Raw genomic sequence first — 19,859 nt, forward strand, 5'->3', positions numbered from 1 at the left:
GATAATCTGTCCTTTGGAATATGGATCTAATTATAAGAAGGGAAGAAGAAAGTGATATTCAAGCAATCTCTGAATTAATAGAAAGAGCTTTTGAAAATGAAGAAATGAGCGATCATCAAGAACAGTTTCTTGTTGATCGCTTGCGTTTATCCAAAGGTTTTATTCCCGACTTAGCCTTAATCGCACAGATTGAAGAACGCATTGTTGGCTATATTTTATTGACAAAGGTTGAAATCCTGTCTGACAATGAATCTAAGCATTCTACGCTAGCACTTGCTCCAGTTGCTGTATTACCTGAATATCAACGCCAGGGAATTGGTTCCCAATTGCTGCATTTTGCCCATCAGAGGGCGCAAGAATTAGGTTATGATTCAATTGTTTTGTTGGGTCATGAGGATTATTATCCTCGGTTTGGATACCGAAAAGCACAAGATTTTGATATTAAACTTCCATTTGAGGTGCCTGATGAAAACTGCATGATCATCGAGTTAATTCCAAATGCACTCCAGGGAGTCAGAGGAATAGTCCAATATCCTTCCGAATTTTATGAGTAATTCCCTTAAACTTTAGTAAATTGAAGAAGCGGTTAATAATTCAGGTTTTTGACATGAATTATTTTCTTGAATCAAGTATTATCTATGGAACATTGGGAGCTCATATTCATCTTTTTGATGATTGCATTTGTATATTCATCTGTAGGATTTGGTGGTGGCTCCAGTTATTTGGCTGTGCTAGCAGTTTATAGTTTGCCATATCAGGAAATTCGCCTTACTGCCTTGATTTGTAATGTGATAGTGGTAATAGGTGGAGTGATTATTTATTATAAAAACAAGCAGATAGATTGGAGAAAAATACTTCCCCTAGCCATTATCAGTGTTCCAATGGCCTTTTTAGGAGCTATTGTCAAGCTAAGCCAGGAAACTTTCTTTTTAATTCTTGGAATTACCTTAATCATTGCTGCTATCTTGTTATGGGTGAAAACAGAACCATCGACAGCTGAAGAAATAGCATCCGCGGAAAAACCAAGTTTGGTAAAGAATAGTTTATTAGGTGGAGGTATAGGTTTTCTTTCGGGTTTGGTAGGTATAGGTGGTGGGATTTTTTTATCGCCTTTGCTAAACCTGATGAGGTGGGATACGGCTAGAAAAATAGCTGCTTGTTCAAGTGTTTTTATTTTAATGAACTCCATCTCGGGAATCCTTGGTCAACTATCGAAATTATCTGTGGAAATGAACTTTTCGAGAATTTCCATTTTATGTCTATCGGTTCTGATAGGAGGCCAGCTGGGTTCAAGGATGTCATTGAAATGGAATCCATTGGTGATAAAAAGGGTAACAGCGGTTCTAGTTTTGATTGCTGGAATAAATGTGTTGATAAAATATTGGTAGAGGAAGAATATGAAAATTAAGGTATTAGGATTTGGAATTGTACGTGAAATTTTTGGAAACCAATCTATTGAGATTGATGTTGATGAAGGTTTGACTGTCAGGGGATTAAGAGATATTCTTGAGGCTAAGTTTCCAAGGATGAAGAGTCTCAAATCCTATATGATTGCGTTGGATGAAGAATATGCTAATGAGGATCAGGAGATTTCCAATTTACATGAAATTGCGGTAATTCCGCCGGTTAGTGGGGGCTAAATGATGATAGAATTAAAAATTTCAAATCAAGCTTTGGATTTGCTATCCTGTTTAGAGATCTCTAAAGATTTAGAAAGTGGCGGAGTGGCAACTTTTATTGGTTCTGTTCGAAGCAAGACCAAAGGTAAGGAAGTTGTAAGGCTTGAGTTTGAATGTTATGAGCCTATGGCAATCAAGGAAATGAAGAAGATTGCTGAATCTGCGATAGCGAAGTTTGCAGTTCGCAATGTTGTTATTCATCATCGGATTGGGGTTTTGTATCCTGGCGATGTAGCGGTGATTATCGTGGTCAATGATGGTCATCGCGAATCTGTTTTTGATGCTTGCCGTTATATCATTGATACCTTGAAAGAAACCGTGCCAATTTGGAAAAAAGAAGTTTTTAAAGATGGTGCAGAGTGGGTTTCAGCTCACCCATAATTCGTTAAAAATTTCGTATATTTAAGAGATAAGCCTTGAGGAGTGATGAAAGCAGAGACCCTGAAAAACAGTTCAATCCAAAGATTGGATATCATAAAAGTTAAGAATTCCAGTAGTTTTCAATTTCAGGATGATGTTTCTGTGGAAGAGCCCCTTGAAATAAGGGTGCTATATGGAAATGCTGAAGAGAGAGTTTCAAAAAACCTATCAGTAACTATGCGAACTCCTGGAAATGATCCAGAATTGGCTGTAGGATTTTTATTTACAGAAGGTGTTCTATCCAGTTCTAATCAAGTAAAAAGCATTCAAAATCCTCAATCCGAATGCTCAAAAAACACGGAGAATATTATTATTGTTGAATTGAATGAAGGAATCCATCCGCAATTGATGAATGTAGACCGTAATTTTTATACAACCTCCAGTTGTGGGGTTTGTGGAAAAGGATCTATTGAATCAATACGGACGGTGAATCCATTCTTAAAAATTCAAAAAGAGAATTCAACCATTGAATTAGATTTACTATATGGGTTGTCGGATAAATTGAGATCTTTTCAACAAAACTTTAGTTCTACAGGAGGAATTCATGCCTCTGGACTATTTGATTTTGAAGGGAACTTACTTGGCCTCCGGGAGGATGTTGGCAGGCATAATGCCTTAGATAAGTTGATTGGCTATGCTTTCATGAACAATCAACTACCTCTTCAAAACAGGATTTTGTTGTTGAGTGGTCGTGCTAGCTTTGAGCTGGTACAAAAGGCTGCCATGGCTGGAATACCAATCATTGCTGCGATAGGAGCGCCATCAAGCCTTGCTATCAGTTTGGCGAAAGAATTTGACATTACTTTATTGGGTTTCCTTGGTTCGGATAGATTTAATATTTACCATCAAGCAGAAACTCTAACTATTAATAATTTGATATGAAGATTAGAATAAAAGATAATTCCGTTAGACTTCGTCTGACCCAGTCTGAAGTTGCAGAGTTATACGATAATGGTGTTATTTCAAGATCCACTCAGTTTTTGGACAAACCATTTGAATATGCTGTAGAACGCTTTGAGGGAACGGATTTATCAGCTGATTTTATTGATAATAGAATTACGATGAAAATTCCTGTGGAATTTCTTGAGGAACTGAAAAATACGGATACGGTGGGATTTGACGGTATATCTGGGCAAGTGAAATTATTAATTGAAAAGGATTTTGTTTGTATTGATAATACTGATGAGGATCAGAGTGATAACTATCCGAATCCAAATCTAAAATGTTGATCATCCTAAAAATGTGAGGCCATGGAAGAATTAGATAAAAAAATAATAGAGCAGGAAATTAAATCAGAGCCGAGTGCGGAAAACCCATTCCGTTTACTTGATTTAAAACTTACTCATGTGGAGAAGAAGGCAGCGGGTATTCCTGCGGTATTGGCGGTCTTCAGTGATTTATTTGAGGAGAAAACTATTCTCCGTGGTGGGCGAGCATTATTTAAAATGAACCAGATGGATGGTTTTGATTGTCCTAGTTGTGCTTGGCCGGATCCTGATGATGAACGTTCAGTTCTTGGTGAGTACTGTGAAAATGGGGCTAAGGCCTTGGCTGAGGAAGCAACCAGTAAAAGGGTGACTCCACAGTTTTTTAAGGAAAACTCCGTGAATGACCTCGCAAAACTTGATGATTATCAAATTGGGAAATTAGGTCGTTTGACTGACCCTATGTATCTGCCAGAAGGAGCTACCCATTATCAACCGATAAGTTGGGATGATGCGTTCAGGAAAATTGCTGAGCACTATAATGCTTTGTCCTCTCCGGATGAAGCTGCTTTTTATACCTCTGGTAGAACCAGCAATGAAGCCTCCTTTGTTTACCAATTATTCGCAAAGGAATATGGTACGAACAATATGCCAGATTGTTCCAATATGTGTCATGAAACTTCTGGTTCAGCCTTACGACCAACAATCGGGATTGGAAAAGGAACTGTGACATTGGAGGATTTTCATGTTACTGATCTAATCATAATCATTGGTCAGAATCCTGGAACCAATGCTCCCCGAATGATGAGTGCATTATCGAAAGGAAAGAAAAACGGCGCCAAGATCATAGCTATCAATCCCTTACCAGAAGCTGGCCTGATGGGCTTCGTAGACCCCCAAAGTGTTTTAGGAGTGTTGGAAGGGGGAGTGAAATTGGCAGATTTATATTTACCAGTGAAGATTAATGGCGATATGGCTTTATTGAAAGCTATTGAACTATTATTGATTGAATTTGAAAAGAAAAGTCCAGGATCTGTTTTTGATCAGGAATTTATAGATAATAAAACTGTTGGTTTCGATGAGTTTCTTAAGCAATTTGATCATTATGATTTGGATCACTTAGCTGAATTATCAGGTGTTTCAAAAGATTTGATTTATGAAGCTGCCGCGATGATTGCTTTTAAGAAACGGATAATCTTCAGCTGGGGGATGGGTTTAACCCAACAACCTAACGGAGTTGATATGATCCGTGAAATCCTGAATATCCATCTCATGAAGGGTAGCATAGGCATTCCTGGTGCTGGGGTATGTCCTGTTCGCGGTCATAGTAATGTTCAGGGTAATAGAACCATGATGATTGATGAAAAACCAACTGACGAACAGTTGGATCGATTGGAAAATCACTATGGATTTAAAGTTCCTAGAAAGCATGGCTATGATGTGGTACGGGCAATTAAAGCCATGCATGAAGGTAAAATCAAGGTAATGTTCTGTATGGGTGGGAATTTCCTTTCTGCAACTCCAGATACCACATATACTGCAAATGCTTTACGCAAGCTTAATTTATTGGTTTGTGTTTCGACCAAGTTGAACCGTGGGCATTTTGTTCATGGAAAAGAGGCTATTATCCTGCCTACCTATGGTCGTAGTGATAAGGATATTGTCAATGGTGAGCTCCAGATTATCTCTACTGAAAACTCGATGGGGGTGGTTCAACAGTCGAAGGGGATGTTGGATGCCGTTTCGGATAACCTCATCAATGAAACTCAGATTGTTTGCCGAATGGCTATGGCAACTTTGGGCGATCGTTCGGTCGTCAATTGGCAAAGATTCCATGATAGCTATGATGCTGTTCGCGATGATATTGAAAAATGTATTCCTGGATTTGAAAACTATAATGTTCGTGTTCGGGAGAAAGGTGGTTTTTACTTACCGAATGCTGCCCGTGATAAACAATATTTCTCTAAAAAATTGGATGGTCGAGCACCATTTACCCTGACTGAGATCCCTGATAATACGTTAGCTGAGGATGAATACATGATGGCAACCACCCGAACCCATGATCAATTTAACACCACGATCTACGGCTTGGATGATCGGTATCGCGGTATCAAAAATGAGCGACGCGTAGTTTTTATGAATCAGAAAGATATTGATAAAGCTGGTTTCAAAGCAGGGGACAAGGTTGACCTCTATAATTTTGATGATGGAATTGAACGTATAGCACCTTTATTTATCATTGTATCCTATCAGATTCCTGAGAAAAATACCATGACTTATTTCCCGGAAACAAATGTTTTGGTTTCAGTGAACAATGTAGTCAAGGAGAGTAATATGCCGGCATCAAAATATGTGAAGATTAAGATCAAGAAACATGATCCTGAAGTCTATAAAAAAGTAGATCAAATGTTGTATCAAGGAGCTATTCAAAGGCCATAATTTATATGAAAGACCTCTTAAAAAACATTTATTTAAGGAGATTCAGCACATTAGTCCTACTTTTGGCAATTGGAATCGCACCTGCTTTTGCGCAGTTTAAGCTAAAAGTATCAGGAGAAATTGAGAAGCCCTTGGAATTATCCTTGGCAGACCTTAAAGGAATGCCTCGAAAAGAGGCTGTATTGCTTGATAAAGATGGTGGAAAACATGTTTATGAGGGAGTTTCCTTAAGGGAGATTCTACTAAAAGCAGGCGTGCCTACAGGTAAGGATTTAAGAGGAGAAGAGTTGTCAAAATACCTTTTGGTAAAATGCTCAGATGGTTATCAAGTTTTATTTTCCTTGGCAGAATTAGATCCATCGATTGCTGATAAAAATGTTATTCTCGCCGATAAAATGGATGGGAAAGCAATAGCAGAAAATCGAGGACCTCTTCGCATCGTTGCAGAAGGTGAGAAAAAACCTGCCCGTAGCTCTTACCAAGTAGAAACTTTGATTCTCGGTAAAGTAAAAGAATAAATTTATCCGCTAACAGTAATTTCAATATGATTATTAGAAAGAAAGAGCATTGGTTCAAGATGCTTTTTGTTTGGCATGGATCGGTATTACCTTCCTTGGTTCCGCGTTTATTGCTACTTCTAGTCTTTTCGATCGTGGTAGCTTACTTCCACGGTACTTTTTTAGATTTTAAGGTTCCTTTAAATCCTACGCCATTAACCTTATTTGGTTTTGTCCTCGCATTATTCCTTGGTTTTAGAAATAATGCCAGTTATGATCGTTTTTGGGAAGGAAGGAAGTTGTGGGGGGCATTGCTGAATACCTCAAGATCTTTGACAAGGCAGATTCTTACTTTGAATAATACCGAACCTGATAAAGCCTTTACTTCCGATTTTATTGGATTGATCAGTTGTTTTGTGTTTGCATTAAAGCATGAACTGCGTGGGACTGATCCTCAAGAGGATTTGCAGAAAAGACTATCAGTAGTGGACTTTGAACTTGTGCAAACTGCAAAATATAAACCTGTAATTATTATGAGGTTGATGGCTGAGAAAATAAGAAAGGCCAAAATGGAAGGAAGGATTGACTCCATTCAACAAGCAAGAATGGATGAGAACCTAGATAAACTGTCCGATATTGTAGGTGGATGTGAAAGAATTATTTCTACTCCTTTGCCTTACAGTTATAGTGTCCTGTTGCACCGCACCATTTATATTTATTGTGCTATGCTACCATTTGGATTGGTGGACTCCTTGGGTTGGTTTATGCCTCTAATAGTAGTTTTTATAGCTTATACTTTTGTGGCATTTGAAGCGATTGCTGATGAAATTGAAGAGCCATTTGGTGCTGAGGCGAATGATCTTGCCTTAAATAGCATGAGTGAAATGATTGAAGACACTATTCAGGAAATAGCGGGTAATCCAATTACTAAAACAACTCAACCATTTCGAGAAATAATAGACTAGAGTTTCGGATTAGGTTGTTAATAAAGCAATTATCTTTTCAGATCTTGAATGCCATTTCTTAAAGAAAAGACTTCTAGTTTTGGGTAGATAGCTTTTATTCTTCTGACTGCTTCAATGCTTCTTTTTCCGGAAAGGCAGTAAAACAATAGTTTACCCTCGGTTTCAGAAAGTTCTTGAAAATGGGATTCTAATTTATCCAAAGGAATATTTTTTCCACCCAAATTGAAAGTTTGATGCTCTTCCGCTTGCCGAACATCTATTAAACTAAAACTCGGTCTTTGACGATTAAATTCTTCAAAAGAAACCGTAGGAGTGCTGGGTTTTAAGGTTTTGATTTCTATATCGGTTTTCTTCAATTTTATGGTTCTGGCACTACCAAAACTAGCGTCAAACAACCATAACTTATCAGCAAGAGTATCCATACCTGTTAAATATTTGAGTGCTTCATTGGCCTGCATGCAACCGACAATTCCTGCTAATGAAGGAATAACCCCACCTTCACGGCAATTTGGGACCTCCGTTTCTTCTGCATTCTTAAAGACATCCCGATAATTCGCTGAATAACTTCCATCTTCCTGTTTAACATTAAAAATACTGACTTGTCCCTCGAATTGATATATAGCGCCATAGACCAATGGTTTCCCTGCAATAACGCATGCATCGTTGATCAAACATTTCGTCTCAAGATTATCGGTTCCCTCAATAATAAGGTCATAGTCTTGAATAAGCTGAATTATATTGTCTGAGGTAACACGTTCAGGAATTGGAATAATGGTAGTCTCTGGATTTTGAAGGCTTAATCGCTTTGCCGCGATTTCAACTTTCAACTTTCCGATATCTTCAGTAGTATAAAGGATTTGGCGGTGTAAATTGGAAAGTGAAATAATATCATCATCCAGCAAAGCAAGGATTCCAAGACCTGCCGAAACTAAGTATTGTGCTGCAGGACATCCAAGTCCTCCCAAACCAATCAAAAGTACTTTTGCCTGTTGAAGTTGCTGCTGACCCTTATTTCCAAAACCTGGCAAGGCAATCTGACAATGATATCTTTCAAAATTGCTATCCATCTATTTTTCCCCTTCATCCTTTAGAACCTGTTTCGCTTTTAGGGCATCCTCAGGACTATTCACATTCATCAATGCCTCGGGGCTTGTAGGTTCTAAAATCAAGATATCCCCATTAATCAAAACCTTTCTCGGACAGGTAATTCCTTTTTCCAATGAATTCAGTAAACTCCCAAAACTTTTCGGCTCCCAGATACTAATCAAGGGTTCCGGAAGACCATCAAAAGGACTTTTATAGGTTGTAGCTATTTTATCAGAATCTCGGTTTTCCACCAATTTATTTAAGGTTTCGCGATCTAATAATGGAAGATCACAGGCAACAACCAACCAAGCTTTGTCTCGATGAGCATGCAATGCAGACATGATCCCTCCAAATGGACCCATATTCAAAAAGCTATCGGTCAAGGATTGATAATGGGAATCAAAGTCTTTCAATTGATCTTCTCGACACGAAATAAAAACCTGTTCACAGAATTCAGATAATAAATCGGCTGCAAAATAGCGTTGCTCCTTTCCGTGCCAATCCATCAAATCCTTGGGCCTGCCCATGCGGCGGCTTTTGCCTCCTGCTAAGACCAAACCATAGATTTCTGGGACATTATTCTGCTCTTCTGAAATCATTCTTCCCTCCAGTTTTTTCCATCAATTTAATCTCGCGTATGATAATATCATGGCTTAATGCCTTACACATATCATAGATCGTTAGTGCAGCAATTGATACTGCAGTTAATGCCTCCATCTCGACACCTGTTTTCGATTCTACTTCAGCAGTGGAAAATATACTCAAGCTGCTTTGATTTTTATCAAACTGTATATCAATCTCACAATTTTCCAATCCAATTGGATGGCACAATGGAATCAAATCGCCAGTTTTCTTGGCAGCCATTATGCCTGCAATAATCGCTGTCTGAATAATCGACCCCTTCGCCGTGTTGAAATTTACTTCCAGCAATTTCTTCATTACATCCGCAGGGAGCTCGATTATTGCCATCGCAATAGCCTTCCTACGAGTCACTTTTTTCGCAGTCACATTGACCATTCCTGGCTGTTGCTTTTTATTGATATGTGAAAAATCAGTCATTATCTAATAATTATAAATCCATACTTTGTGGATTTCTCCTTTCTTAAAACTATGGCATTCCATTGGTAACTCCATAAAGGCATTGGTCTCAGCAAGATGTGAAAAATCCCCAGACCCATTGCTATGGACAGATTCTGCACTTAATTGTCCCAATTCATTTACCCTAAGTTTTACTTGAGCAAAATATTGTAAGGATGGTGAAAAATCAATATCGTTTTGTAAAACGGCCTTTACAGGTGAACTACCTTGTACTTGTAAGGATTTCTCTAACCAAGGAATAAAGTACCGATGCAGACACATGAAAACAGAAACCGGATTACCAGGAAAAGCAAATATTAATTTCTCACCCTTATTCTTTCCAAACCAAAATGGTTTCCCCGGTCTTTGCTTTATTTTATGAAATAACTGTTCAATGCCAAGTGCTAAACATGCTGTCGGTAAGTAATCGTATTTACCCATGGAAACACCACCACTTAAGATCAGGACATCGTATTCCTTTAAAAACTGTTCTAAGGACTTTTTAATATCCTCCAAATCATCATTCAAATGAAATGAATCAGCATCAATTTTATACCTCTCTAGAACCGATCGAATGCTGATTCCATTGGACCGACGTAATTGAAAAGCTGTTGGTTCAGTGTCCGCAGGAACCATTTCATCGCCTGTGGAGATAATAGCAACCCTTGGCAATTTCTTTACCTGAATATTGACTTTCCCAATTGAAGCCGCAATTCCTAGGATAGCAGGCGTAATAATTTGATTTGTCGAAACCAAAACTTCGTCCTTCAATTTATCTTTCCCTTTAGGGTGAATGTTTTGCCCCTTGATAATTTCTGTTTGTAATGTTGCAATCCCATTCGATATCGTTATATCCTCATATCGGATTATGGTATCTAAAGATTGGTCCAATGCTGCACCAGTCATGATTTCAATACATTCCTCCTTAGAATCCACAGAAATAGGCACTTCTCCAGCCGCTTGAGTTCCTTTGATTCTAAAGCTTTGAATTCCTTTCTGAAAAGCTTCATACTTTATGGCAATACCATCCACAGTCGCACGGTCAAATGGAGGGAGATCTCGATCCGAGAATAGATCTTCTGCCAAAACCCTTCCCAATGCTTCGTTTATAGGGATAGTCTCTATTCCAAAATCTCGGATTTCATTTAGAATTATCTTTTCAGCTTGTTCTACCGTAATCATGTCCATCTTAACCCCCAATTGTTGCCATTGATTGATGGATAAAAGCGGTATCTACACTTGCATTTTCTGCTTCCCATCCATCTTTAGGTTTATGCTGTATATTGTTGATGATGATCTTTTTCAATTCTTCATCACTTTTTCCCAAACGTAATTCATCCTTTAAATTAATGCCACCATTCTCGTAAAGACAGTTTTTTAATATTCCTAATGGGCTAATTCTTAATCTATTGCAGTCGCCGCAGAAAGTGCGGGTGTAAGCTGCTATTATTCCAAACTCGCCAATAAATCCTGGGATTTTATAGTTGTAGGATGTTGAGTTTTTGGGGTCTTGCAATTTTTGAATTTCCTGAAAATGATCTTGAATATATTCGTAAATAGTCTGATGATTCCATTTCAAGGAAACTTCCTTGGAATCTCCATTGAAAGGCATTTCCTCAATAAAACGAACAGAAATCGGTAATTTCCTGCCTAGCTCAACCAAAGGGATAATATCATCAATATTTTGTCCATCCATCACTACACAATTGATCTTAACCTGAATATCATGCTCCAATAGACTATCCAAAGTTTCCATAACCTTGCTGAACACATTCCTTCGAGTTATCTTAAAAAAACGATCTGCATCTAAGCTATCCAAACTTAAGTTCACTGATTTAATACCAATTTTTTTGAGTTGAGGAATAAAAGGTTCGGTTAGGAGGCCATTTGTGGTAATGCCTAAATCTGTTAGATTATCCAATTGAGCTATGCTCTCCATAAGCTCAATACAGTTTTTTCTCACAAATGGTTCACCACCTGTGATTCGAATTTTATTGACACCTAGTTCAGTAAAGATTTTGCATAATCGTAGGATTTCATCATCAGACATTAGCTTAGGCTTTTTTATCCATGAAAGGCCATTTTCTGGCATACAGTAGTTGCATCGAAGATTGCAACGGTCCGTTATTGCCAACCTTAAATAATTTATCGTCCTCCCAAATTTATCCTGCAGCATATCAGTCATAGTGTCTATTAACAAATATACTTAATGTTTTCCTGGAAGGGAATGGATTATTGGCTCAATTGTGAAGAATGTTATTTTAGGTTAAAATCCAAAAAAATTAACCAAACAGACTTCCTGTCTGTTTGGTCGATTGAAACATTAATTATTACTATGAGAATCCTATTCTACCTAGGATTGGATGTAAGTAATCTATCGCCAAATTAAATGCGAACTACAGGGAATTCCTGCGTAATCTGAATCTGGTTGTTTTAACCATATCGCGCCACTATCTTTATCTTCCAGGTTATACTGCTTCCCATCGGCTGGGATTATGACGATATAACCATATTTTCCACCCACTGTTGCTACCCATGAACCATCTGGATAGTCGTGGTCACTCCATGGAGTCCCTCTTTGACTAGCTCCGGTAAAAGCAATGTATTTTCCATCCGGTGAGAATATTGGCCTATGCTCCCCATCATAGCTGATCACCTCCGATAATTGACTCGTGGTGATCTGCTTTAGATCACTACCATCAATATTACACATCCATAAATGCCTGTTTTTCCGAAAAGCAAACTTTGTCCCTTGGGGATTCACGGTCAAGGATGAAATCCCTTCCATGGAGAATACTTTCGGAGCAGATTGATATCCATCGGCAGCAAATGATTTATACACTGAATTGCCTATCCTGAAATATAAGGTGTTATCGGAAGTCCAAACTGGAATACCATAATTTAAAAAGCTGACGCCTTTAACCATCCATGAGCTTACCAGATTGCCAGTCTTGCTATCAATAATAGTGACCGGTAAATCTGCAAAATGCTGTGCATCTAGAGCAATAAATCTTTCATCTGGTGATATATGAGCATCTGTTATTTCAATATCATCAGCCTCGTAGCGGATATCAAAATGGTTATTGCCATCATTCAATGAATTATAGTCCAGTTTTGAGTTTTTATCCCTCAATACAAATCGCCTTTCTGTAAAGTTAAATGCCCCTTCAACATCCATGGTAATCAAAACCTTTTTATTGTCCCAACTAATATCATAGCTGTCATATCGTGATGATCCCGGACCAACACCTAATAACCTAGAGGAATTCTTACCTGATCTAAAATCCATTTGGCCAACATCCCCCGCAAACTGCCAATAAAGACTGCCCGGTAAATTTTTTAATGCCTTCCCCGATCCGCCAAAACTTTGATCATCCTTACTGCAGCCCGCACAGGAAATCATAAAAAGCAGTATTAAAGGGAATAATATTGATCTTGTTTTCATATTGACCTCATGAATATTGGTTGATTATTAGCCCCATATCTTTCTACATAAAGGGGTATAACAAAATTAATTGTCGTCTTTTGGGGAGGCAATACTCTAAATTGATTAATTCCTTCTACTAGTTTTATAGTAGTTTTATTTTTTGGTTATTTTTATTGATAAAATCACCGTAACTTATAACCTAATGTCCAAATTTCAGCTTTATATTATATGCGCCTTATTAAGCCTAATCCATCTTTTTGTGAATGGGCAGGAATTTGAACAGTTGTCAAATAAATTAAATCAAGCAAAAAATCAAGAAGAGAAATTCAGTGCCCTTCTGAAGTTATCCGATTATTGGTCCTATCGTGATACTGCAAAATCTTTTGAATCCTTAAAAATAGCACAGCTATTAATCGAAGGCGATAAATACAGACAAGCACGATATTTATTTTATCAAGCTGGGGTTTATTATGGCTATGATAATCCTAAAAGCCAAAAACTCTATATGGAGGCTGAAGAATACTTTAAGCATATAGAAAGTCCTGAAGCTTACGGTTATAGAGCGAAATTGTGGCATAATTACGGATCGCTGGAACAGCAATCTGATAATGATAAGTTATTTCTCGACATCACCCTAAATTACTGTATTCCCTTTGCCATTAAATCAGGAGATAATAATCTGTTAATGAGTTATTTTACAGATGTAGGCATGGTTTTTTATAATAATAATGAATATGGGAAAGCCATGGATTATTATGAAAAAGCAGTCTCGTTGGTAAAAACAGAACAGGATGAAACTGAAAACCTGCTATGGACCTATCTCAACATGTTCGATGTCTATTTCTATCAAAAGGAACGAGATAAACAGATGCGAATCTTAGAGAAAGCAGAAGCGCTCTTGAAGAAACTGCCAGAACAAAAACTCGCCGGAGCATTATATAAAAATAAGGCTCGTTCCTTAAATCAGGAAGGAAAATATGTAGAAGCCCTCCAAAATATTGAAAAGGGGACGGCTGCTGCCAAGGAATATAATTCTTATTGGGATTTTTACTCCCTAAAATATGAAAAGGCTCAGATCTATAAGAACTCAGGAAATTTGCAAGCAGCAAAAACAGAGCTTGCCGAGCTCTTGAATGATACTCGTGGATCTGCAATGACCAAGAGCCGCTTGGCAATTATCACTGAACTCGCCCAATTGGAATTCCAATTAGGGAATTATAAAGGAGCTTATGAGTTAATTCTAAAACATAAACTTGCTAATGATAGCTTAAGTGCTTTGGATTTCAGAAAGCAACTTGCGGAGATGGAAACCCAATATCGGACCAAGGAAAAGGAACAAGAAATTGAAATTCTCGAAAACCGAAACCTGTTGAACCGAGCGTTAATCTTTGGTGGAGCCTTTTTGGTTCTTGTATTGGGATCATGGCTATGGTACGCTTGGAACGTTCGTAAAAAAAGGAATTTAAAGGATACTATTTTACTGCGGCAACAACGTGAAATTGATGTTGCCAAAGCATTGGTAGAAGGAGAGGAGCAGGAACGAAAAAGGGTGGCAAGAGAGCTCCATGATGGATTATTGGGTCGTGTGACTGGACTGAAAATGAATGTCGAACGAATAGCGAGAGATAAATCTCAAAATGAATACCCCATGATGATCAGTGAACTGGAAACTGTTATCAACGATTTAAGGCATACTGCTCAAAACTTGGAACCTTCAATCCTAAAAAGGAATGGATTGAATGAAGCTATTCAACATTTCTGCCAATCTATGCAGACAGATAAAACCAAGATCTCCTATTATGGGCATGGGATGGAAGTTATTACTGATAAAAACTTACAGCTTTCGATTTATAGAATCGTGCAGGAGTTGGTTACCAATGCAGTAAAACATGCGAATGCATCATATATTTTATTGCAATGTTCCCTGGAAAATAATTACCTCTTGATTGAGGCTGAAGATAATGGAAAAGGATTTGACCCTGTCAAAATCAATCGGAATATGGGATTGGATAACTTGGAATCTCGATTAAAAACCATGTCTGGAAGCATGAAAATTGATTCCAAGCCGAATGAAGGAACCCATATTATTATTGAATGTCAATTGTAAATTATGATTAGAACTATTATATGCGATGACCATCCTTTGATAACTCAAGGATTAAGAAGTTACCTCGCTTCTCATGATGAAATACAAATTATAGGTGCTAGTTCTACCGCTAGCGACCTTAAAGGCATTTTGTCTGAAGAAGAAATTGATGTTTTACTTTTGGATATCCAATTGCCGGATGGGAATGGAGTTGAAATATGTGCCGAAATCAATCAGGAATACCCCCATATCAAGGTTTTAGGACTTAGTAATTTGGATGATCGGCATGTTATTCTTCGGATGTTGAATGCAGGAGCTTCGGGTTACCTGCTTAAAAGTGCTGCAATGGATGAAATTGTGAAAGCTATTTTGCATATCTATGCAGGTGGGGTTTATTTGGATCAGAATGCACAAAAAAGTCTGGGTTCATCGCAAGTGAACCTCGCTGAAGAATTTCCGCCAATTACACGTCGTGAAAAGGAAATCATTAAATACCTCGCCCAAGGCTTAAGCTCTGTACAAATCGCCGAAAAGATGTTTGTCAGCCCTTTTACCGTCGATACCCATCGTAGAAATCTCCTTCAGAAATTTAATGTCAACAAAACCGTCAACCTATTGCAGAAAATAAAGGATTTAGGCTTGGAAGATTAATCTCTTCAGATCAAAAACTAATGTTTTTATTCGTTTAAAATTTAATCGTCAAGGTTAAACTTATTTTTGAATTTCTTGTCTTACCAGTAGACAATTTAATTAATTACCTATGCGATATTTTACTGGCCTTTTATTACTGTTTATTTCAATTCAAACTGCTTTTTCTCAGCAAATCTGGTTAAGTGGAAATCAAACAAAACAAGACTTTGGAATCCAATTTAATGAAGCTCATTTTCTGGTCAGCATTAAAGGGAAAATATTGGCAGTCGATCCCGTAATTGTTGATGATTTCCATAATAGAATTGATTACGATTTTGATAATAAGGTTAGATCTATCTCCGGTTTAAGATTGGATTATGATTTTCAGGGTCGAATCCGATCCATTGGAAATCTTGACTTCCATTATGACTTTTATGAAAAGATTGACAGGATAGGGGATCAAAGAATCGACTATAATTCTATTGATAATAGTGTTTCTAGAATAGGAAACCGTAGAGTGAAATACAGTTTTTTTAATCAGGCGGTTGAACAAATTGGAGATGAAAAAATCGAGTATGATTTTGATAATCGAGTTGAAAGAATAGGAAATGATAAGGTGTACTATGATCTATGGAATAGGATCAGTCAAATTGGAAATGCAAAAGTTGATTATGATTTACGAAATATGGTCAGATCAATAGGAGATAAGGTTTTCAATTATGACCTCTGGAATAGATTGACTTCCATTACAGGAGGTACTGACAATCATTATGTTCATCGCTATTGGTTAATTTTAAGGTTGAATAGAAAGTGATTAATAGAAACTAAGGTATAGGAAATTTATTGAAATTTTTATAGATTTAATTATCTGTAAATTAATGATTCATGAAAAAGGCAGTTGTATTCTTAATCTTTCCTTTGTTGTTATCCCTGACTTCCTGTAATAAAATCCTGATGAGTGCCGCTGGAATAAAGAAAATCCAGGAATTCGATTCAGTGAATTTTGAAAAAACGACCGAATATTTCAAAGAACTATACCCTGCAACCCAATCCATCTACGTTTCAGACTCCACTTTTACAAAATACAGAAAATCCTTTGCCGAATTCTCCCGAAATGAACTCGATCAGCCTATTCAAATTTTATACTTTTATAAGGATCAACTAAAATCATTTCATGCAAACTGCTATGCAAAGCCTTCATTGACCATGAGGTTAGATTGGAACTATGATGGCAAATTTGACAACTATTTCCCCAAAACCGCATTAGAAATACCGAATAATAAAGGCCTACATTCTATTATATCCAATTTCAATATTCCAGTATCAAAAGATCAAAGCACCATTGTCTTCTTCTGGAGCAACATGTTGAACCGAGAAAGTAAAAGAGCCTTTAAACAAGTCGTAGATAATATCCACCAGTCCCCAAATCATGAACAACCCAATGTCATAGCCATTAACACCGACAATTCTTTTATTGGCTTTGAATAACAAAAATCTATTTTAGTCCCCCAATTCGTACGGGCGTATCGCATACGCCCTTTTTCCAATACCGATACCCCATAAATCCGATACACCCATTTTATCATAAATGGGCGGATGCAATCCGCCCCTACAATCCGTTTCATATATCCATTATCCATTATCAATTCCATCCTTCATTATCAAACCCCATCGGGGCGACATATTTGTTGTAACCCCATTTTATCATAAATGGGCGTATGCAATCCGCTCCTACAATCCGTTTCATATATCCATTATCAATTTCATCCTTCATTATCAAACCCCATCGGGGTGACATATTTGTAGCAAAAAATCATTTACCAAAACACAGCCCCATCGGGGCGACATATTTGTTGTAACCCCATTTTATCATAATTGGGCGAATGCAATCCGCCCCTACAATCCGTTTCATATATCCATTCCACATCCAACAAAAAATTACCTGATTACAGGTAAAATCAATACTGATTTTAAGGGATTGACTAACATTCCTTCAGCCTATATTTTTGATAAACACAACTGAGTAAACCTCTGTAATGCATTTCAGAATGGATTTACTCCATAAAATCTAATAGATCTATAGAAAAATTAAATATTTATTATGAAAAGAATAATCAAATTAAAAGGGATGTTTGCTATGCTAATTATGTTGGTAGGATTAGCAACAATTGTATCCAGCTGTTCTAAGGATGACGACAATCCTGACACTGGAGGTGGAGGTATTGACGCCGCTGTAGGAACCTTTAAAGGGACCATAAAAATTAATGGTGGAGATCAGAAATTTAATGAGTTGATCGAGGTAACAAAAGTTTCGAATGATAAAATAAAGATTACCGCTAAGAACAGCAGTTTAAATCTGCCTGTAAAAGAGGTGCAGGTCTATAATAATGCAGGTCAAGGAATTCTGACCACTTCCACTGAGCCAAATGGAATTTTCATTTATACCATATCAAGTAAGTCGGTATCTTTTGTTGCTAAGGTAACTTCTGAAGGTGAAAATATGTATAGCTTCGAAGGAACAAAGCAATAATTTAGAACCAAATTAGTAAAGGTTTTTTCAAGATATTACTACACTGTGAAGGTCATTTGAAATGGTATAAACCTATCAAATGACCTTTCTTTATTTCAATTATCTTGAGAGAATTAATAGAATTATTTGCTGGTCTAAAAGGGGGGTAAGTCCCTAGATTTATCCATCCGAAATTTATATCTCTTCAATTTTTTTCATGACTCTTTCGGTAAAAGGATTGCAATAGCATAGGTTGAAATCGAAAAGTTCTTCCGCGGAATAGGATTTTTCAATTTCAGAACGCAACATCCCCTTTGCTCTATTCAGGCGAACCTTAACATTAGCTTCACTGATGTCAAGCAAGGTTGAAGTTTCCGAAATATTTAACCCATTGATCTCCCTAAGTGCAAAAACCAATCTATAATCTTCAGGGATCCTCAGCAGGGAGGCTTCAATTATTCTTCCCAATTCATGGCTATAAACTTCCCTTTGAGCGTCGTTATTCGTGTTGTTGAACATAGGCCTTACATTTTCATTGATAAGTTCATTGGCAAGTTCGTTTTTGAAGCTGAACTTCTGTTTTTTACGATAGCAGTTATTCAACATAATCCGGATGATCCAGGTCTTAAAACTGGAACCTTGTTTAAATTGAGCCAAACTTTTGAATGCATCGATATAACTATCTTGCATCAAATCCTGTGTATCCTCATGATTGTAATTATAAGAGCGGCCAATCTTATAGAGATAGGAGTTAAAGCGTCTGACAATTATCTCATATAATGGCTTTTCCCCATGTAATATGCGCTCGATAATTTCAGGTTCCGTTAATTGCTCTGTCTGATTCATGATCATTATCCTACAATTTTTGATAGTCTGGCCATGGATAAGGCGGCAATGGCCATAACCAAATCACGTACTGCCACATCTACATACATAAATCCCGCTAATAAGGTAATTGCAATCAAGGTCAGCCATGCCGCAACAATAAGACCTCCAATTTCAGCTTTCTTGAATACAATAATCCCCGCCACAATTTCTATTACCCCAACAATCATCATAAATACCGAAACTGAAACCGGCAACAGGGCAGCAAAGGATGGATTGACATATTGGGACCAATCTGTAAGCAAGTTAGTGAATTTGTCCGCGCCAGCAACAATAGGTACAATGACAAATGTGTATTTTAATAAATTGAATGTTGATACCAAACTGGTATTCTTGATTGAACTTTCCATGATCTTTCTTTTTAATAAGTTTGTACTTAATTAGGGTAAGTGACAAATGGAAAGGTTACAAGCGAATAGGATTATTTTTTTTCCCCAAGTTCAGCTTTGATCTTTTCAATCCTGTTCAATGCAAGGCTATATTCAAGTTCATGTCGGGGAAACAATATTTTTAATCTTGAAAAGAAATCTATCGCTTCCTGAATCATAATGGCAAAAAATGATTTTGCATCTATATTGATGCTGTTTTCATCAATGGTCATCTTGATTCTATCCGCATTTAATTCAATGGACACTGGTAGGGGTTGGCTAGGGAAGGTAAAATAGCTTTTTGATGCGGTTTGCAACTCCTCAATTGAATTGATAAAGTAATGCCAGAGATCTGTGATATCATCCCAATAACTGTAATCCATGAGAATTTTATCTTGATAGCTCATTAATAAAACTCCATCCAAAAACTCAGGGTCTAAACCACTAACGTCTTTATCCAGCATTTCCGAAAGTGGAGTGAATTTGGAATGATCTATCTTTCGGACATTCTTAATCTTATACTTCTTATCATTGATAAGGCAAGTTTTTAGAATTAAACCCTCCATTGATTAATGTGATAAATTTT

23 protein-coding genes are annotated in these 19,859 nt (G+C 37.3%); 14 read left to right on the plus strand and 9 right to left on the minus strand.

Translation table 11 applies throughout. From position 1 onward, the window contains the following. Positions 1 to 20: 20 nt before the first annotated feature. From ACF3OC_RS07015 to ACF3OC_RS07055, 9 genes are all read left to right on the plus strand, one after another. On the plus strand, positions 21 to 554 hold the full coding sequence (locus ACF3OC_RS07015; RefSeq protein ID WP_094282431.1) for a GNAT family N-acetyltransferase: 534 nt from the start codon (positions 21 to 23) through the stop codon (positions 552 to 554). Between the two features lie 84 nt (positions 555 to 638). Further along, entirely contained in the window at positions 639 to 1,388 is a 750-nt protein-coding gene (locus tag ACF3OC_RS07020) for a sulfite exporter TauE/SafE family protein (RefSeq protein ID WP_094282432.1), read from the plus strand. A 9-nt stretch (positions 1,389 to 1,397) separates the two neighbouring features. Next, complete coding sequence (locus ACF3OC_RS07025) at positions 1,398 to 1,640, plus strand: MoaD/ThiS family protein (protein ID WP_094282433.1); 243 nt, start codon at positions 1,398 to 1,400, stop codon at positions 1,638 to 1,640. Beyond that, complete coding sequence (locus ACF3OC_RS07030) at positions 1,641 to 2,060, plus strand: molybdenum cofactor biosynthesis protein MoaE (protein WP_256962639.1); 420 nt, start codon at positions 1,641 to 1,643, stop codon at positions 2,058 to 2,060. Between the two features lie 45 nt (positions 2,061 to 2,105). Then, the gene (gene fdhD / locus ACF3OC_RS07035) at positions 2,106 to 2,981 is read left to right on the plus strand and encodes a formate dehydrogenase accessory sulfurtransferase FdhD (RefSeq protein ID WP_094282434.1); all 876 of its coding nucleotides are present in this window, start codon (positions 2,106 to 2,108) and stop codon (positions 2,979 to 2,981) included. Further along, positions 2,978 to 3,328: a DUF7009 family protein gene (locus tag ACF3OC_RS07040; protein WP_094282435.1), complete on the plus strand. Its 351-nt coding sequence runs from the start codon at positions 2,978 to 2,980 to the stop codon at positions 3,326 to 3,328. Before fdhD ends, ACF3OC_RS07040 begins: the two co-directional genes overlap by 4 nt. 21 nt (positions 3,329 to 3,349) lie before the next feature. Then, positions 3,350 to 5,743 (plus strand): FdhF/YdeP family oxidoreductase, encoded by a 2,394-nt coding sequence (locus ACF3OC_RS07045; RefSeq protein ID WP_094282436.1) that lies wholly within the window; start codon positions 3,350 to 3,352, stop codon positions 5,741 to 5,743. A 5-nt stretch (positions 5,744 to 5,748) separates the two neighbouring features. Continuing rightward, the gene (locus ACF3OC_RS07050) at positions 5,749 to 6,261 is read left to right on the plus strand and encodes a molybdopterin-dependent oxidoreductase (RefSeq protein ID WP_094282437.1); all 513 of its coding nucleotides are present in this window, start codon (positions 5,749 to 5,751) and stop codon (positions 6,259 to 6,261) included. A gap of 26 nt (positions 6,262 to 6,287) precedes the next feature. Then, the gene (locus tag ACF3OC_RS07055; protein ID WP_094282438.1) at positions 6,288 to 7,205 is read left to right on the plus strand and encodes a bestrophin family protein; all 918 of its coding nucleotides are present in this window, start codon (positions 6,288 to 6,290) and stop codon (positions 7,203 to 7,205) included. 29 nt (positions 7,206 to 7,234) lie between these two features. Here ACF3OC_RS07055 and ACF3OC_RS07060 read toward each other — a convergent pair whose 3' ends face one another. From ACF3OC_RS07060 to ACF3OC_RS07085, 6 genes are all read right to left on the minus strand, one after another. Then, positions 7,235 to 8,272 (minus strand): HesA/MoeB/ThiF family protein, encoded by a 1,038-nt coding sequence (locus tag ACF3OC_RS07060; RefSeq protein ID WP_094282439.1) that lies wholly within the window; start codon positions 8,270 to 8,272, stop codon positions 7,235 to 7,237. Then, the gene (locus ACF3OC_RS07065; protein WP_094282440.1) at positions 8,273 to 8,890 is read right to left on the minus strand and encodes an NTP transferase domain-containing protein; all 618 of its coding nucleotides are present in this window, start codon (positions 8,888 to 8,890) and stop codon (positions 8,273 to 8,275) included. It abuts the gene before it with no gap. Then, entirely contained in the window at positions 8,868 to 9,350 is a 483-nt protein-coding gene (gene moaC, locus ACF3OC_RS07070; RefSeq protein ID WP_094282441.1) for a cyclic pyranopterin monophosphate synthase MoaC, read from the minus strand. Before moaC ends, ACF3OC_RS07065 begins: the two co-directional genes overlap by 23 nt. Before the next feature lie 3 nt (positions 9,351 to 9,353). After that, positions 9,354 to 10,556, minus strand: coding sequence for a molybdopterin molybdotransferase MoeA (locus ACF3OC_RS07075; RefSeq protein ID WP_094282442.1), 1,203 nt, complete (start codon positions 10,554 to 10,556; stop codon positions 9,354 to 9,356). Between the two features lies 1 nt (position 10,557). Continuing rightward, positions 10,558 to 11,553, minus strand: coding sequence for a GTP 3',8-cyclase MoaA (gene moaA, locus ACF3OC_RS07080; protein WP_306427061.1), 996 nt, complete (start codon positions 11,551 to 11,553; stop codon positions 10,558 to 10,560). A 189-nt stretch (positions 11,554 to 11,742) separates the two neighbouring features. Further along, entirely contained in the window at positions 11,743 to 12,813 is a 1,071-nt protein-coding gene (locus tag ACF3OC_RS07085) for a PD40 domain-containing protein (protein ID WP_094282443.1), read from the minus strand. 184 nt (positions 12,814 to 12,997) lie between these two features. On the opposite strand from ACF3OC_RS07085, the gene ACF3OC_RS07090 reads away from it, so the two are divergent. The 5 genes from ACF3OC_RS07090 (at position 12,998) to ACF3OC_RS07110 (ending at position 18,041) form a co-directional block, all read left to right on the plus strand. Continuing rightward, positions 12,998 to 14,902, plus strand: a complete 1,905-nt coding sequence (locus ACF3OC_RS07090) for an ATP-binding protein (RefSeq protein ID WP_392471196.1) — start codon at positions 12,998 to 13,000, stop codon at positions 14,900 to 14,902. Between the two features lie 3 nt (positions 14,903 to 14,905). Further along, entirely contained in the window at positions 14,906 to 15,532 is a 627-nt protein-coding gene (locus tag ACF3OC_RS07095; RefSeq protein ID WP_094282445.1) for a response regulator transcription factor, read from the plus strand. Between the two features lie 109 nt (positions 15,533 to 15,641). Beyond that, positions 15,642 to 16,325 (plus strand): hypothetical protein, encoded by a 684-nt coding sequence (locus tag ACF3OC_RS07100; RefSeq protein WP_094282446.1) that lies wholly within the window; start codon positions 15,642 to 15,644, stop codon positions 16,323 to 16,325. Between the two features lie 71 nt (positions 16,326 to 16,396). Next, positions 16,397 to 16,999, plus strand: coding sequence for a hypothetical protein (locus ACF3OC_RS07105; protein ID WP_392471198.1), 603 nt, complete (start codon positions 16,397 to 16,399; stop codon positions 16,997 to 16,999). A gap of 613 nt (positions 17,000 to 17,612) precedes the next feature. Further along, a complete protein-coding gene (locus ACF3OC_RS07110; protein ID WP_256962643.1) occupies positions 17,613 to 18,041 on the plus strand; it encodes a hypothetical protein in 429 nt (142 codons plus the stop codon). Between the two features lie 174 nt (positions 18,042 to 18,215). Here ACF3OC_RS07110 and ACF3OC_RS07115 read toward each other — a convergent pair whose 3' ends face one another. The 3 genes from ACF3OC_RS07115 to ACF3OC_RS07125 all read right to left on the minus strand — a co-directional run bounded on the left by ACF3OC_RS07115 (position 18,216) and on the right by ACF3OC_RS07125 (position 19,839). Further along, the gene (locus ACF3OC_RS07115; RefSeq protein ID WP_256962644.1) at positions 18,216 to 18,872 is read right to left on the minus strand and encodes a sigma-70 family RNA polymerase sigma factor; all 657 of its coding nucleotides are present in this window, start codon (positions 18,870 to 18,872) and stop codon (positions 18,216 to 18,218) included. Continuing rightward, the gene (locus ACF3OC_RS07120) at positions 18,872 to 19,255 is read right to left on the minus strand and encodes a hypothetical protein (RefSeq protein ID WP_094282448.1); all 384 of its coding nucleotides are present in this window, start codon (positions 19,253 to 19,255) and stop codon (positions 18,872 to 18,874) included. The genes ACF3OC_RS07115 and ACF3OC_RS07120 overlap by 1 nt, the downstream gene beginning before the upstream one ends. 71 nt (positions 19,256 to 19,326) lie before the next feature. Continuing rightward, entirely contained in the window at positions 19,327 to 19,839 is a 513-nt protein-coding gene (locus ACF3OC_RS07125) for a hypothetical protein (protein WP_094282449.1), read from the minus strand. Positions 19,840 to 19,859 lie beyond the last annotated feature (20 nt).

It is taken from the genome of Sphingobacterium cellulitidis, from assembly GCF_043187465.1.
Classification (GTDB): domain Bacteria; phylum Bacteroidota; class Bacteroidia; order Sphingobacteriales; family Sphingobacteriaceae; genus Sphingobacterium; species Sphingobacterium cellulitidis.